This is a genomic window from Nocardioides marmorisolisilvae, assembly GCF_003725775.1.
GTDB classification, from domain to species: domain Bacteria; phylum Actinomycetota; class Actinomycetes; order Propionibacteriales; family Nocardioidaceae; genus Marmoricola; species Marmoricola marmorisolisilvae.
In genome coordinates this window covers 891,685-905,844 of record NZ_RJSG01000002.1, presented here as the reverse complement: position 1 = coordinate 905,844, position 14,160 = coordinate 891,685, and the positions used below count along the sequence as shown (strand labels likewise).

Annotated in this window: 14 protein-coding genes; 8 read left to right on the top strand and 6 right to left on the bottom strand. The window is 70.6% G+C overall.

From position 1 onward, the window contains the following. Positions 1 to 25 precede the first annotated feature (25 nt). The 6 genes from EFL95_RS08285 to EFL95_RS08260 all read left to right on the top strand — a co-directional run bounded on the left by EFL95_RS08285 (position 26) and on the right by EFL95_RS08260 (position 5,380). Positions 26 to 922, top strand: coding sequence for a TIGR01777 family oxidoreductase (locus EFL95_RS08285; RefSeq protein WP_123233534.1), 897 nt, complete (start codon positions 26 to 28; stop codon positions 920 to 922). Position 923: 1 nt separating this feature from the next. Beyond that, entirely contained in the window at positions 924 to 1,652 is a 729-nt protein-coding gene (gene lipB / locus EFL95_RS08280) for a lipoyl(octanoyl) transferase LipB (protein WP_123233533.1), read from the top strand. 25 nt (positions 1,653 to 1,677) lie between these two features. Beyond that, the gene (locus EFL95_RS08275; RefSeq protein WP_123233532.1) at positions 1,678 to 2,670 is read left to right on the top strand and encodes an ABC transporter ATP-binding protein; all 993 of its coding nucleotides are present in this window, start codon (positions 1,678 to 1,680) and stop codon (positions 2,668 to 2,670) included. Then, positions 2,667 to 3,626: a hypothetical protein gene (locus EFL95_RS08270; RefSeq protein ID WP_123233531.1), complete on the top strand. Its 960-nt coding sequence runs from the start codon at positions 2,667 to 2,669 to the stop codon at positions 3,624 to 3,626. Before EFL95_RS08275 ends, EFL95_RS08270 begins: the two co-directional genes overlap by 4 nt. Positions 3,627 to 3,667: 41 nt before the next feature. Then, the gene (gene lipA / locus EFL95_RS08265; protein ID WP_123233530.1) at positions 3,668 to 4,606 is read left to right on the top strand and encodes a lipoyl synthase; all 939 of its coding nucleotides are present in this window, start codon (positions 3,668 to 3,670) and stop codon (positions 4,604 to 4,606) included. Positions 4,607 to 4,684: 78 nt separating this feature from the next. Then, positions 4,685 to 5,380, top strand: coding sequence for a DUF4191 domain-containing protein (locus tag EFL95_RS08260; RefSeq protein ID WP_123233529.1), 696 nt, complete (start codon positions 4,685 to 4,687; stop codon positions 5,378 to 5,380). Between the two features lie 47 nt (positions 5,381 to 5,427). Here the strand turns inward: EFL95_RS08260 and EFL95_RS20030 are convergent, their stop codons facing one another. The 4 genes from EFL95_RS20030 to EFL95_RS08240 form a co-directional block, all read right to left on the bottom strand. Next, positions 5,428 to 8,352 carry a helix-turn-helix transcriptional regulator gene (locus tag EFL95_RS20030; RefSeq protein ID WP_123233528.1) on the bottom strand — a complete coding sequence of 975 codons (2,925 nt, stop codon included), beginning with the start codon at positions 8,350 to 8,352 and terminating at the stop codon, positions 5,428 to 5,430. A 16-nt stretch (positions 8,353 to 8,368) separates the two neighbouring features. Beyond that, positions 8,369 to 8,578 carry a hypothetical protein gene (locus EFL95_RS08250; RefSeq protein ID WP_123233527.1) on the bottom strand — a complete coding sequence of 70 codons (210 nt, stop codon included), beginning with the start codon at positions 8,576 to 8,578 and terminating at the stop codon, positions 8,369 to 8,371. Between the two features lie 141 nt (positions 8,579 to 8,719). Then, complete coding sequence (locus tag EFL95_RS08245; RefSeq protein ID WP_123233526.1) at positions 8,720 to 9,430, bottom strand: SCO4651 family lipoprotein; 711 nt, start codon at positions 9,428 to 9,430, stop codon at positions 8,720 to 8,722. A gap of 9 nt (positions 9,431 to 9,439) precedes the next feature. Further along, positions 9,440 to 9,835 (bottom strand): RDD family protein, encoded by a 396-nt coding sequence (locus tag EFL95_RS08240; RefSeq protein WP_123233525.1) that lies wholly within the window; start codon positions 9,833 to 9,835, stop codon positions 9,440 to 9,442. A 201-nt stretch (positions 9,836 to 10,036) separates the two neighbouring features. Between EFL95_RS08240 and glnA the strand changes: the two genes are divergently transcribed. After that, positions 10,037 to 11,458, top strand: a complete 1,422-nt coding sequence (gene glnA, locus EFL95_RS08235; RefSeq protein WP_123233524.1) for a type I glutamate--ammonia ligase — start codon at positions 10,037 to 10,039, stop codon at positions 11,456 to 11,458. Between the two features lie 142 nt (positions 11,459 to 11,600). On the opposite strand, the gene EFL95_RS19865 is transcribed toward glnA, so the two are convergent. Both EFL95_RS19865 and EFL95_RS08225 read right to left on the bottom strand, forming a co-directional pair. Next, on the bottom strand, positions 11,601 to 12,650 hold the full coding sequence (locus EFL95_RS19865) for an alpha/beta fold hydrolase (protein WP_246004854.1): 1,050 nt from the start codon (positions 12,648 to 12,650) through the stop codon (positions 11,601 to 11,603). Next, positions 12,647 to 13,399: a hotdog family protein gene (locus EFL95_RS08225; protein WP_123233523.1), complete on the bottom strand. Its 753-nt coding sequence runs from the start codon at positions 13,397 to 13,399 to the stop codon at positions 12,647 to 12,649. Before EFL95_RS08225 ends, EFL95_RS19865 begins: the two co-directional genes overlap by 4 nt. Positions 13,400 to 13,508: 109 nt before the next feature. On the opposite strand from EFL95_RS08225, the gene EFL95_RS08220 reads away from it, so the two are divergent. Next, the gene (locus tag EFL95_RS08220; RefSeq protein ID WP_123233522.1) at positions 13,509 to 14,150 is read left to right on the top strand and encodes a class I SAM-dependent methyltransferase; all 642 of its coding nucleotides are present in this window, start codon (positions 13,509 to 13,511) and stop codon (positions 14,148 to 14,150) included. Positions 14,151 to 14,160 lie beyond the last annotated feature (10 nt).

Genomic DNA, 14,160 nt, shown 5'->3' with positions numbered 1-14,160 from the left:
ACCCGGCGGGTGGCAGGGTGGGGCAATGCACTTCCTGATCGCCGGAGCCTCCGGTTTCCTCGGCAGCCACCTGACCGCCAGCCTGCGCACGGCGGGACACGAGGTGACCACGCTGTCGCGCTCCGGCGCGGGCGCCGAAGCCGTCACCTGGGACCCGTACGCCGGTCCGCTGGACCCCGCGGTCGTCGACAAGGCGGACGTCGTGGTCAACCTGGCCGGCTCCCCCACGGCCGGGAACCCGCACTCGCCGAAGTGGGCCCGGGAGCTGCGCAAGAGCCGGGTGACGACCACCCGGGTGCTGGCCGAGGCGATCGCCGCGAGCGCCACGAAGCCCGCGTTCCTGGCGGGCAACGCGATCGCGATCTACGGTGACCACGGCGAGGAGACGGTCAACGAGGCCGACGACAGCCGCGGCTCGAGCTTCCTGACCGAGGTGACCCTGGAGTGGAAGGCAGCGACCCAGCCGGCCGTCGACGCGGGGGCACGGGTCGCCGTGCTCCACACCGTCCCGGTGATGGACCGGCGCAGCGCCCCGCTCAAGCAGCTGCGGCTGCTGTTCAAGACCGGGCTCGGCGGCCGGATCGGCAGCGGGCAGCAGTACATGCCGATGATCTCGCTGCGCGACTGGGTGGCAGCGGCCACCTTCGTCGCTGAGCACGAGGAGATCGCCGGGCCGGTGAACCTGTGCTGCGCCAGCACGCCGACCAACGCCCAGTTCACCTCCGAGCTCGCGGGGCTGCTGCACCGCCCGGCGTTGGCCCCGGTCCCGGCGATCGTCCTCAAGCAGGCCGCCGGCAAGCTCGCCCCCGAGCTGCTCGGGTCGATCCGCGCGGTGCCGGAGAAGCTGCTCTCCGCCGGCTTCCGGTTCGCCGACCCCGACGTCGGCTCGGTCCTGCGTACCGGGCTCGGCGTAGGCTCCTGACATGACCTTGCTGCACCGCCCGCTCGGACAGGTCGAGTACCGCGCCGCCTGGGACCGGCAGCGCGCCGAGCACGCCGAGGTCGTCGACGGCGGCCAGGACCGGGTACTGCTGCTCGAGCACCCGCCGGTGTTCACCTGCGGCAAGCGCACCACTCCCGACGAGCGTCCGCTGGACTCCGGCGGCGCGGACGTCATCGACGTCGACCGCGGCGGAAAGATCACCTTCCACGGTCCTGGCCAGCTGGTCGGATACCCGATCGTGACGCTTCCCGACCACGTCCTGGTGGTCGACTACGTGCGTCGCGTCGAGGAAGCCCTGATCGGCGTGTGCACCGAGTACGGCGTCACCACCGCCCGCGTCCCGGGCCGGAGCGGGGTCTGGCTCCAGGCCGATCCCGCGCGCGGTCTGGGCGAGCGCAAGATCGCCGCCCTCGGCATCCGGGTCAGCCGCGGGGTCACGATGCACGGGTTCGCGTTGAACTGCGACGTCGACCTACGCTGGTACGACCGGTTCGTGCCCTGCGGGATCGCCGACGCCGGGGTCACCTCGCTGTCGGCCGAGCTGGGGCGCGACGTCACGGTCGCCGAGGTGCTGCCGGTGGTGCAGCGCCACCTCGACGAGCTCCTCGCCTGGGCCCCGTACACCCCGACCCCGGACTACGAGGCCAGGCCCGAACCGGGCAGGGCGACCTCCGGTCTGCGTGTCCCCGTTCTCAATCCGCTTGCCTGAACGCCGCTTGGGGAATGCTGGACGAATGAGCGACCTCGTCGTCGAGACGCGCGGCCTGCGCAAGGTCTACCGGGACGCCGGACGCAAGGTCGTCGCGGTCGATTCCCTGGACCTCGCCGTCGAGCGCGGCGGCGTGCACGGCTTCCTGGGCCCGAACGGCTCCGGCAAGACGACCACGATCCGGTTGCTGCTCGGTCTGGCCAGCCCGGACGAGGGCAGCATCACCGTCCTCGGGCAGAGCTACCCCGAGCAGGTGCCGGCGGCGCTCACCCGCGTCGGCGCCCTGCTCGAGCGCGGCCTGTTCTCCCCCGGGCTGAGCGGCCGTCGGAACCTCGACCTGCTGGCCCGGGCCGCAGGCCTGCCCAAGTCGCGGGTCGGGGAGGTCATCGAGCAGGTCGACCTGGGCGAGGTGGCCAAGCGCCGCTACCGCGGCTACTCCCTCGGCGTGCGGCGCCGGCTCAGCCTGGCCGCGGCCCTGCTGAAGAAGCCCGAGCTGCTGATCCTCGACGAGCCGTCGAACGGCCTGGACCCCGCCGGGATCCGGGACGTGCGCGACACCATCCCGCGCCTGGCCGAATCCGGGGTGAACGTGCTGCTGAGCTCGCACATCCTGGCCGAGGTGCAGGAGGTGTGCGGCTCGGTCTCGATCATCGACGCGGGACGGCTGGTCGGCTCGGGCAAGGTCGCCGACCTGCTCGGCGAGAGCACCGCACGCACCCGGGTCGGCGTCGCGGAGCCGGACCGCGCCGACAGCGTGCTCAGCGGAGCCGGCTACCAGGTCCAGCGCGAGGGCGACTTCCTGGTCGTCGAGGGCCACGAGCACCCGGAGATGATCACGCGCCTGCTCGCCGACAGCGGGCTCTACGTCAGCGAGCTGCACGCGATCCGGCCGACGCTCGAGTCCTACTTCCTCAAGCTCACCGGCCATCGTCCGACCAGCCCGGAGGACCCCCAGGCGCGCGCCGCCGACCAGACCGCGGAGCACCTGCGCGACCTCGAGGACGGTGCTGACTCGTGATCAGCCTCGTCGGGGTCGAGCTCACCCGCTACCGCGCCCGCCGGGCGATCGCGCTGCTGCTCCTGCTGGCGGCACTGCTGGCGGCGTTCATCGCCTTCAAGTCCGCCTGGGACACCCGCCCGCCCAGCAAGCTCGAGATCGCGACCGCCAAGGCGGCCGCCGAGCACGAGGCCAACCGGTCCGACATCCGTGCGGACATGGCGACCTGCCTGAAGAACCCCGAGGACTACCTCGGCACCGGCGCCACCCAGCAGGAGTGCCGCGACCAGCTCGCCGCCGCCAGCGCCAGCTACCTCCCGCGCCAGGAGCTCGACCTCACCGGCACCCTGAAGGGCAACGGCCTGGGTCTGGCGATCCTGGTGATCGGGCTGATCATCATCGCCGCCAGCACCTTCGCGGGCTCGGACTGGGCCTCGGGCTCGATCGCCAACCAGCTGCTCTTCGAGTCGCGCCGCAGCAAGGTGTGGGCCGCCAAGGCGATCTCGGTGACGCTCGCCAGCGGGCTCGCCGCCGTGGTCGTCCTGGGCGGTTTCTGGCTGACCATGTACCTGGTCGCCGCCGACCGCGACGTGCCGCACGGTTCCGCGGTGGTCAACGACATCGCCTGGCACGTGGTGCGGGCCGTCGTGCTGGCGATGGCGGCCGGACTCGGTGCGTACGCGCTCACCATGCTGTTCCGGCACTCGGTGGCGACGCTGGCGGTCCTGTTCGCCTACGCCATCGGCGGTGAGCTGGTCGTGGAGCTCCTGCCGATCGACGACATCGGGCGCTGGTCGGTGGGCAACAACGTCTTCGGCTGGCTGGAGACCCGGCTGGAGATCAACGGCTGCTCGTCCCTGGTGCCGGGCTGCACCCAGACCCACATCAGCCACCTCGACTCGGGGCTCTACCTGCTGGTGCTGCTGCTGGTCGCGGTCGCCGCGTCGTTCCTGGCGTTCCGGCGCCAGGACGTCTGACGCGGTTCGGATCGTCACGCTCCACGACGTAGGCTGGTCCGGTGACTGACGTGCTGCCGGAAGGACGAAAGCTGCTGCGCCTGGAGGTGCGCAACGCGGAGACCCCGATCGAGCGCAAGCCGGAGTGGATCAAGACCCGCGCGAAGATGGGCCCGCAGTACCGCGAGCTCCAGCAGCTGGTGAAGTCCGAGGGTCTGCACACGGTCTGCCAGGAGGCCGGCTGCCCCAACATCTTCGAGTGCTGGGAGGACCGCGAGGCCACCTTCCTCATCGGCGGTGACCAGTGCACCCGGCGTTGCGACTTCTGCCAGATCGACACCGGCAAGCCGGAGCCGCTGGACCGCGACGAGCCGCGCCGGGTCGCGGAGTCGGTCCAGGCGATGCAGCTGCGCTACGCCACGATCACCGGCGTCGCGCGCGACGACCTGCCCGACGGCGGCGCCTGGCTGTACGCCGAGACGGTGCGCGCCATCCACGAGCTGAACCCGGGCACCGGGGTCGAGAACCTCGTCCCGGACTTCAACGGCGAGCCGGACCTGCTGGCCGAGGTCTTCGAGTCCCGACCCGAGGTCCTGGCCCACAACGTCGAGACCGTCCCGCGGATCTTCAAGCGGATCCGCCCGGCCTTCCGCTACGAGCGCTCGCTCGACGTCCTGACCCAGGCCCGGGCGTTCGGCCTGGTGACCAAGTCCAACCTGATCCTCGGCATGGGCGAGACCCGCGAGGAGGTCAGCCAGGCGCTGGTCGACCTGCACTCCGCCGGCTGCGAGCTGGTCACCATCACCCAGTACCTGCGCCCCTCGGTGCGCCACCACCCCGTCGAGCGCTGGGTGAAGCCCGAGGAGTTCGTCGAGCTCCAGGCCGAGGCCGAGCAGATCGGGTTCGCCGGTGTGCTCTCCGGGCCGTTGGTGCGGTCCTCCTACCGGGCCGGGCGGCTGTACCGCCAGGCGATGGACGCCCGCGCGGAGACCGCGAGCTAGGTCTCGACTACCCTCGACCGGTGGGCCACGCGCGTCGCCCACCGGCAATCACCTGACTGAGCAAAGGCATCACCACTCATGGCTGAGAAGGACCCGAACAAGCCCGGCAGGATCAAGCAGATCCTGCAGAGCTACCAGATGACCAAGAAGGCCGACCCGCGGATCGGACTGATCCTGCTGGGGACCTTCCTCCTCGTCGCGGTCGTCGGGTTCGCCCTGGTCTACCTGCTGATCGGCGGCATGGTCCTCCCGATCATCTTCGGCGTCCTGTTCGGCACGCTCGGGGTGCTCATCGTCTTCGGCCGACGCGCCCAGACCGCCGCGCTCAGCTCGATCGAGGGTCAGCCGGGCGCCTCGGTGGCCGCGCTGAGCATGCTGCGCCGCGGCTGGAAGGTCGAGACCAACCCGATCGGGTTCACCAAGCAGCAGGACGTCGTCTTCCGGGTCGTCGGCCCGCCCGGGATCATCCTGGTCGCCGAGGGCAACGTGAACCGGGTCCGTCCGCTGCTCAACGACCAGCGCCGCAAGCACGAGCGCGTCGTCAGCGAGGTCCCGATCCACGAGGTCGTAGTCGGTGACGGCGCGAACGAGGTCCCGCTGCGCAAGCTGGTCCGGCACGTGAGCAAGCTCGGGCGCAACATCAAGCCCGCACAGATGACCGACATCCTCGCCCGCCTCAAGGCACTGGACGCGAACCGGTCGAACATCCCGCTGCCCAAGGGGCCGATGCCGACCTCGATGAAGGGTGCGCGCAGCAACCTGCGCGGCCGCTAGGTTTCGACAGGCTCAACCAGCGCAGGGTCGCGCAACCTGCGCGGCCGCTAGATCCCCCGGTCGCGGCCGATGGCGGCCGCCTCGCCGCGGTTCGCCGCGCCCAGCTTCGCCAGGATGTTGGAGACGTGCACGCTGGCTGTCTTCTCGGAGATGAACAGCTCGGTGCCGATCTCGCGGTTCGTCCGCCCCTGACCGACCAGGCGCAGCACCTCGCGCTCGCGTCCGGTCAGGCCGGCCGCACCCTGGGTCGTCGCGATCCCCGGGAGCTTGAGCCGGTGCTTGCGGGCGAGCATCTCGACCTCGGCCGCCAGCGGTACGGCGCCGATGGCGAGCGCCGCCTGGTGGGTGCGCCCAGCCTGCTCGGTCGCCTCGTCGAGGCGATCGGCCGACCCCAGCGCGTCGGCCAGCCGTACGCCGGCGTACAGGGCGTGCTCGGCCTGGACGCGCTCGGTCATCGCTGCGAGCGCTGCGGCCCACAGCTCGGGGTCGTCCTTGCCCTCGGCCCGCGCGATCTCGGCGGCGACCACGCTGAGCCAGCCCGCGATGTTGCCGGCCTGCACGGCGTTCGCGCCGTCGGACCGCTTCTCGAAAAGCTCCTGGATGCGGCGCAGCCCGGTGATCCCGCTCGGATCACCGGCGAGCGCCGCCACCGTGCAGACCCGGGCGGTCAGCGCCAGCGGGCCGTAGGTCTGCGCGTCGAGGATGTGCGGCGCAAGAAGGTCGATCGCGTCCCCGACCTCGTGGCGACCCCGGCCGAGCTCGATGAGCATCCGGACGCCGACCTGCGGGGCGATCGCCTGCGGGTCGCGGATGATCGGCGCCAGCTCGTGGGAGCGACGCAGGTGGTCCTCGGCCTCCTCCAGGTTGCCCTGGGTGACGGCGAGCAGTCCGTGACTGACCTCGAAGTACAAGCCCGAGACGCCGGTGCTGAACCCGGTGCGAACCTCGGTGAGCACGTCCTCGGCCTCGGCCCACCGACCGAGCCGGATCAGCACGTCGCCGTACTCCATGCGGAGCCAGTCGCACATCGACCCGGTGATGCCGTGCTCCTTGGCGAACGCCATCCCCTCACGCGCCCAGACCTCGGCCTGGGCGACGTCGTCGATGGGCGTCTTCAGGCTGGAGACCAGGTTGATGTAGCCGCGGACGGTGTCGGCGCCGATGTTGTTGCGGCGGCCGATCTCGATCGCTTCCTTCAGGCGCGGTAGACCTTCGTCGATCTCTCCCAAGGAGGCGAGCGAGGTGCCGAGCGCGTTCTCGGCACGGCTGAGCTCCAGCGGCGCATCGACCTCGCGGGCGATCTCGACGCCCAGGCGACCAGGCTCGACCGCTTCGTCGAACCGGCCCAGCAGCATCAGCAGGCGCGCCCGGAAGCCGAACGCCTCCGCGGCCTCGCGGGTGCGGTACCCGGTCAGCAGGCGCACGCCCTCCTCAGCGGCCACCAGCGCCTCGTCGCCCTCGCCGTTGATCCAGAGGCCCTCGCTGAGCTCGGCGTACAGGCCGCCGATCGCGACGCGGTCGGTCTCCTCGTCGAGCAGGGAGATCGCCTGGCGCAGGTGTCCGACGCCGATGGCGGGCTCGCCGCTCTGCCGGCAGCAGAACGCCGCCGCCCGCAGCAACTCCCAGGTCGGCGGGACCGAGGCGGCCGCGTCGGCGGAGACCTTCCCGGCCAGCTCGATGGCTCCCTGGTAGTGCCGACGTGCCTCGTTGAAGGCGAACAGCGAGCGTGCCCGTCGGCCGGCGCGGACCAACGAGGTGAACGCCAGGTCCAGGTCGTGGCTGGCAGCGGCGTGGTGCGCGAGCTCGGCGTCGACCGCCGCGGCACCACCTCCGGCCAGCGACGGATCGGCGAGCAGCGCGTCGGCGAACGAGCGCGCGAGCCGGGTGCGCTCCCCCGGCAGCAGCTGCTCGTGGACAGCCTCCTGGAGCAGCGCGTGACGGAACCGGAACCCGTCGCTCTCGGCGACCAGCGCCTGTTCCTCGACGGCAGATCGCAGGCCGGCGTCGAGCTCGTCGGGACCGAGCGACGCGACCACTTCGAGCAGACGGTGGTCGACCCGACGGCCGGCCGCGGCGGCGATGCGGAGCACTTCCTTCGCCGGCTCGGGCAGCTTGTCGAGGCGCGCGGACAGGATGTCGCGCAGGGTCAGCGGCATGCTTCCGCTCCCGACCGCGGCGAGCAGCTCCTCGGCGAAGAACGGGTTGCCCTCGGACCGCTCGACGACCTGGCGGGTCAGCTCCGCCGGCAGGGCATCGCCCTGGATGTCGTTGAGCAGCGCGACCACGTCGGCCTCGCCGAGCGGCTCGAGCTCGAGGCGCTCGACCTGCGGCAGCCGGCTCATCTCCGCGAGCACGGCGCGGAGCGGGTGGGAGCGGCGCATCTCGTCGGACCGGTACGTCGCGACCAGCAGCACCGGGGAGGTCACGACGGTGCGGCTCAGCCAGGTGAGCAGGTCGAGGGTCGAGCGGTCGGCCCAGTGCAGGTCCTCGAGGACCAGCACCAGAGGCCCCTGGGACGAGAGCCGGTCCAGCAGCGCGCTGAAGGCCTCGAACAGCGAGGCCTGGCCGCTCCACAGCGACTCGACGTTGCCCCCGGATCGGCCCGGCAGGAACGCGGCCAGCTCGGGGCCGACCTCGGCTGCCGCCTGCTCGTCGCCGAGCTCCTGGCCCAGCTGGCGCAGGATGCCGGCGAGCGGCGCCAGCGGCAGCAGCGCCTCGCCGAGCTCGAGACAACCGCCGAGGAGGACCCGGGTGCCTTCTCCGAGCCCGTCGACGAACTCGGTGACCAGGCGCGTCTTCCCGGCGCCGGCCTCACCGCCGACCACGACCACGCGTCCGCCGGTGGCCGCGAGCGCGGCGACCGAGCCGCGCAGGGTGTCCAGCGGCGCGTCGCGGCCGACCATCACGGTGGCGGAGACGCGCTGCGGCATGGCGCCGAGTATGTCAGCGCCGGCCGGGAGGGTGGACGTCATCTGCGTCCGCCCCGGATCAGCGGGCGCCGATGATGTCGCTGGTGAACAGCACCGGACGGCGCTGGGCGCGGCGGACGACGCGCTCGGTGGTGCCCGAACCGGTGTTGCCGGCCTGACCCGAGGATCGGCGTCCCCGGACCAGACGGGCGCGACGGCCGGTCTCGGCGTCGCGGACCCGGTCGGCGACGATCTGGCGGGCGATGGCGGGGGTGAACATGGTGTGCATGGCGTGCTCCTCAAGACGGATTCGGTGGTGCTTGCTGACACCGTCAAATCTGTCTCTAAGGCCCCCTTCCCCACATGGGTAGGACGCCTAGTCCCACACTCACCGACCCCTCAGATACGGGGCCTGAGGGCCTTACCTACCTCAGTGCTTGATGATCTGTGAGGCCGGCGGCACCGTGATCGTGACCGGTTTGCCCCAGTCCGACACCTTCATCACCAGCGTCTGCCCCGAGACCCTCAGCTTGGCCTGCCTCAGAAGGCCGTCGCCGTCGAGCCAGAACTCGTACTTCACCGACGCCGGGGTCTTGGCCGAGCCCTCCGGCACCCCGAAGAGCGAGGACGCCTTCTTGGTGTCGACGGTGAGCACGTACCGGTCCAGCTTCACGCCGTCGATCGTCTCGGTGCCCTTCGGGGTCACCTTCGTGACGGCTCCCCGCAGGCTCTCCACCGCGGTCTTCGGACCGAACCCGCCGAGCTGGCTGGCCAGGTTGCCCAGCGCCGGGTCGGACTTGTCGATCTTGAGGTACTTGCTGCCCTTGGTCTGCTGCAGGTACATCACGCCGTCGGCGAGCACCACGTTCACGGTCTGCGGCCCGGTGACCATCTTCACCGCCATCGAGGTGTCCTTGTCGGTGTACTCGACGACCGCGGTCGCGCTCAGCGAGCTGCCGAGCTCGAGGTCCCGCTTCGCGGTGTGCTGCTTCGCCATCGCGGCGGTCACCCGCTTCAGGAACGCCGCCGGGTTCTCGGTCTTCGGCTTGTCGCTGCCGCCGCACCCGGCCAGCGGGACGAGCAGGGCGACGGCCGCCAGGACGGCTACGAACGCGCGATTGCGGGGCAGGACGCGGAACATGTCTCTCCTTCAGGCCTTCGGGTAGGCGCCCGAGTCGGTCCACAGGTCGTGCAGCCCGCGACCGTCGGGGCGGAACACCAGCGGCGGGATCACCAGGCAGATCAGGAGCTGGCGCCCCAACGCCGCGAGCAGGCTCAGCGGGCGACCGTCCGGGTGGCGGACCTGGATCTTGAGCACGGTCTGCCCGAAGGAGGAGCCGGTCAACGCGATGCCGACCGCCGACTCCAGGCAGAAGACGATGAGAGTGAGAGCACCGAACGCCGGGTGCTGGACGTCGCGCAGGATGAAGAACGCGACCAGGTAGCAGGCGATCCAGTCGATCAGCAGCGCGCCGATCCGGCGCAACCAGGAGGCTGTTTCGGGGTGATTTGCCGGGTGCTGGGACGCGGCATGAGGCTCGGACATCACCGTGACCCTACCGAGCCTCCCCAGGGCTTCCGGGAACCGCCCTGGTCCGCGTACTGGTACGTGTTACATCGCCGAAACAATCCGGATACGGTCGTTTAATCGGTTCGCCGTACGCTTCCCACTCGTGGGTGACGCATCGTCGCCTCCCCACACTCACCACTCCCTGATCTCGGTCGCGGGTGCGACCAAGGAGGACGAATGTTCCAGAACAGCGAAGAGCTGCTGAAGTTCATCAAGGACGAGGGCGTCGAGATGGTCGACGTCCGTTTCTGCGACCTGCCCGGCGTGATGCAGCACTTCACCGTGCCGGTGTCGTCCTTCGACCAGTCGGTGTTCGACGACGGCCTCGGCTTCGACGGCTCGTCCATCCGCGGTTTCCAGGCGATCAACGAGTCCGACATGCAGCTCTACCCGGACCCGACCACGGCGTACATCGACCCGTTCCGCAAGTCCAAGACGCTGAACCTGAACTTCTTCATCCACGACCCGATCACCGGTGAGGCCTACTCCCGCGACCCGCGCAACATCGCCAAGAAGGCGCTGGCCTACCTCGCCAGCACCGGCATCGCGGACACCGCGTTCTTCGCCCCCGAGGCCGAGTTCTACATCTTCGACAACGTCCGGTACTCCACCGGCGTGAACGAGGGGTACTACCACATCGACTCCGTCGAGGGCTGGTGGAACTCCGGCAAGGACGACGGCGACAACAAGGGCTACAAGACCCGCCTCAAGGGTGGCTACTTCCCGGTCGAGCCGTACGACCACTACAGCGACCTGCGCGCCGACATGGTCAAGAACCTGGAGGCCGTCGGCCTGCAGGTCGAGCGCGCCCACCACGAGGTCGGAACCGCCGGCCAGGCGGAGATCAACTACCGCTTCGACACGCTGCTCAAGGCCGCGGACGACGTGATGAAGTTCAAGTACATCATCAAGAACACCGCCTGGGAGCAGGGCAAGTCGGTCACCTTCATGCCGAAGCCGATCTTCGGTGACAACGGCTCGGGCATGCACGTGCACCAGTCGCTGTGGAACGGCGGCCAGCCCCTGTTCTACGACGAGACCGGCTACGGCGGCCTCTCGGAGATGGCCCGCCACTACATCGGCGGCATCCTGGCCCACGCCCCGGCGCTGCTGGCGTTCACCAACCCGACGGTGAACTCCTACCACCGCCTGGTGCCGGGCTTCGAGGCCCCGATCTCGCTGGTGTACTCCTCGCGGAACCGCTCGGCGTCGGTGCGTATCCCGATCACGGGCACCAACCCGAAGGCCAAGCGCATCGAGACCCGGTTCCCGGACCCGTCCGCGAACCCGTACCTCGCGTTCTCCGCGCTGATGCTCGCCGGCCTGGACGGCATCAAGAACAAGACCGAACCGGCCGCTCCGGTCGACAAGGACATCTACGAGCTGCCGCCGGCCGAGATGGCCGAGATCGCTCAGGTCCCGACCTCGCTCGGCGCCGTTCTCGACGCACTGGAGGCCGACAGCGACTTCCTCACCGTCGGCAACGTGTTCACGCCGGACCTGATCGAGACCTGGGTCGACTTCAAGCGCACCCAGGAGATCGCGCCGGTGCAGCTGCGGCCGCACCCGCACGAGTTCGAGCTGTACTACGACATCTGATCAACCACCAGCCCTGGCTGGTTGAGCTTGTCGAAACCCCGGACGGGCCGTCGATCTTCGGATCGGCGGCCCGTTCGTCGTTTGCCACACCAGGACCCTGAATTCGCTCCGACGAGGGTCCTGGCGTAGCGAACGGCTGGGCCTAGACGCCGCGCACCGCAGCCGCTGCTGCGGCCCGCGACCGCACGCCGAGCTTCACCCGAGCGTTGGCCACGTGCCGGTGCACCGTGTGCGGGCTGAGCACCAGCCGCTCCCCGATCTGGGTGTCGGTGAGACCCTCGGCGACGAGCTCGAGGATCTCGCGCTCACGATCGGTCAGCGCCTGCGGCCCCGGAGCCGGGACCCGGGTCGGGACGTGGTGCCCCAGCCCGCGCAGGGTCGCGTCCGCGACGCCGTCGGAGTCGCCGAGCCAAGGGAAGTGGTCCTCCCCCTCGAGCGCCACGAACGACGCGTGCGGCACCCGCTTGGCGACATCGACACCGAGTGCGAACGGCACTGCGCGGTCGTCGCGTCGGTGCAGCACGGTCGTCGGCACCTTGATCTTCGCCAGCGCCTCCCGCGCGTCGAGCCGGTACGTCGCCTCCAGGGCGTCGTGAGCCTGGTCGCTGCGCGCCGACTGCCGCTGGAAGGCTGCGAACTGGTCCCGCTCGGCGTTGCTCGCACCCGGGACGAAGACATCGGCCAGCAGCCGGGAGCCGAGGCCCCAGTGACCGGCGACCGCGTCCAGCATCGCCTGGCGGGCGGAGGCCGGCGCGATCTCCTCACCGTGCGCGAACGCGCCGTACAGGACCAGGTGCGAGACCCGCGAGGGGTGGGCGGCGGCGAACGCAGCGGCAACCCCGCTCCCGGAGGACGCGCCAAGCAGGTCGGCCCGGGCCAGACCCAGCTCGTCGAAGAGCCCGAGCAGCAGGGCGGTCTCGTGCTTGAGGTCGCTCGGCGGATCGTTGTCCGGCTCCGAGGCTCCACGGCCGGGCTGGTCGTAGCGGATCACCGTGTGGTGCCGGGCGAGCCGCGAGATGTAGTCGCGGAAGGCCGGGTCCTGCCAGTTCAGGACCAGGTGGGAGCACCACCAGCCCCCGATGACCAGCGGCGGCCCGTCGCCGACGACGGAGTAGGCGACGTCGCGGCCGCCGATCTGCGCGTGCCGGACGACCTGATCGGTGTGCTCGAGCACCGCCAACCTCCTCATCATCCGACGAACCTCGCGATCGTCTTGACGGCCCACTGGTGCCGTACGGCGACCCAGACCGCTCGGGCGGAGGCCACGACCGCTCCGTCCTCGTCGATCATGGCAGAGGCGGTCTGCACCGAGCGGTTCCCGGCGCTGCGGGTCCAGCCGACGACGACCAGGTTCTCGGTGACCTCGATGGGCCGGACCTGGTGACCTTCCAGGCTGCCCAGCAGGCAGAACCGGCGTGAGCGGTAGTCCGCGGCCGAGTAGCTCGTGCAGTCCAGCGCGCCCCAGACGGCTGCGGGACGGACCACCCCGTTGATCGCGTAGCCCGCGGTGGGCCGGAACGGCGCCGCCAGGACGTCGGGGTCGGTGGCCAGCGGGCCGGGCGTCACGCCCAGACCGTCGGGGCGCTCGGGGCCGCAGACCACGCAGTTCGAGAGCGGGTGCCGTACGCCGCGCAGCGGGTGCTGCGAACGCGCGAACTCCGCCTGCGTTGCGGTCGGTCGCACCGGCGGTTCGAGCACAAACGGCTCGACCGTCTCGGCGACGGCGATCAGGGTCTCGCCGTTCAGCACCGTGGCCTGGTGGCCCGAGATCCGGGCGACCAGGTCGGTCTCCAGCGGCACCTTCTGGTGCAGGGTCACCTTGGCCGTGCCGCCGAGGAGGCCGGCGAAGGTCCCGCAGGCGAAGCCGCCGTTGGACATGCCCTTGGGCCCGTTCTCGCGCCCCGACAGGCGCAGGGGTGTGGTCATCATCGTGTTCGTCATGGGACAAGGACACAGGCGAACCGACCGACCAGACTTCGCCGGTTCCGGCCATTCACAGATGGCCGGTTCCGGCCATGTGCGGCGGCCCGCGGCCGAGCAGGATCGAAGCATGACGAACTCAACTGCAACCCGTGGTCAGCGCTTCTTCGCCTCCTGGTACCCGTCCCTGATGGGCAAGTCCGAGGAGGCCGGTCAGGGCGAGATGCGCCGTGAGCAGCTCGCCCAGGCGAAGGGCAAGACCCTGGAGATCGGCGCCGGCAACGGCTTCTCGGTCCCGTACTACACCGACAAGGTCAAGGAGCTGACCCTGATCGAGCCGAACGCGGTCTTCCGCGAGCAGCTGATCCCGACGCTCGCGACCGCGGTGCCCAAGAACGTCGCGGTCGTGGACGGCGACGTGCACGCACTCGCCTACCCGGACGCCTCGTTCGACACCGTTACTGCCTCGCTGGTGTTCTGCTCGGTGACCGACCCGCAGCGCGCCCTGGCCGAGATCCACCGGGTGCTCAAGCCGGGTGGCCGGTTCCTCTTCCACGAGCACGTGCGGGGTCACGGCCTGCGCGGAGTCGCCCAGGACCTGATCACCCCGCTGCAGCGTCGGCTCGCGGACGGCTGCCACGCCAACCGCGACTTCGAGGCTCTGCTCTTCGAATCCGACCTCGAGCTCGATGAGCTGGTCCGGACCCGGATGCCGGCCGGCGCTCCGACGATCGTGCCGCTGGTCGTCGGCGCAGCCCGCAGGGTGGCCTGAGCGCGGCGTA

Excerpts from the sequence above, each read along its gene's own strand:
- EFL95_RS08285 (WP_123233534.1), top strand. The coding sequence starts at position 26 with ATGCACTTCCTGATCGCCGGAGCCTCCGGTTTCCTCGGCAGCCACCTG.
- EFL95_RS08240 (WP_123233525.1), bottom strand. The coding sequence starts at position 9,835 with ATGTCCGAGCCTCATGCCGCGTCCCAGCACCCGGCAAATCACCCCGAA.
- EFL95_RS08245 (WP_123233526.1), bottom strand. The coding sequence starts at position 9,430 with ATGTTCCGCGTCCTGCCCCGCAATCGCGCGTTCGTAGCCGTCCTGGCG.
- EFL95_RS08225 (WP_123233523.1), bottom strand. The coding sequence starts at position 13,399 with ATGACGAACACGATGATGACCACACCCCTGCGCCTGTCGGGGCGCGAG.
- EFL95_RS08275 (WP_123233532.1), top strand. The coding sequence starts at position 1,678 with ATGAGCGACCTCGTCGTCGAGACGCGCGGCCTGCGCAAGGTCTACCGG.
- glnA (WP_123233524.1), top strand. The coding sequence starts at position 10,037 with ATGTTCCAGAACAGCGAAGAGCTGCTGAAGTTCATCAAGGACGAGGGC.
- EFL95_RS08250 (WP_123233527.1), bottom strand. The coding sequence starts at position 8,578 with ATGCACACCATGTTCACCCCCGCCATCGCCCGCCAGATCGTCGCCGAC.
- lipB (WP_123233533.1), top strand. The coding sequence starts at position 924 with ATGACCTTGCTGCACCGCCCGCTCGGACAGGTCGAGTACCGCGCCGCC.
- EFL95_RS08220 (WP_123233522.1), top strand. The coding sequence starts at position 13,509 with ATGACGAACTCAACTGCAACCCGTGGTCAGCGCTTCTTCGCCTCCTGG.
- EFL95_RS20030 (WP_123233528.1), bottom strand. The coding sequence starts at position 8,352 with ATGACGTCCACCCTCCCGGCCGGCGCTGACATACTCGGCGCCATGCCG.
- EFL95_RS08260 (WP_123233529.1), top strand. The coding sequence starts at position 4,685 with ATGGCTGAGAAGGACCCGAACAAGCCCGGCAGGATCAAGCAGATCCTG.
- EFL95_RS19865 (WP_246004854.1), bottom strand. The coding sequence starts at position 12,650 with ATGATGAGGAGGTTGGCGGTGCTCGAGCACACCGATCAGGTCGTCCGG.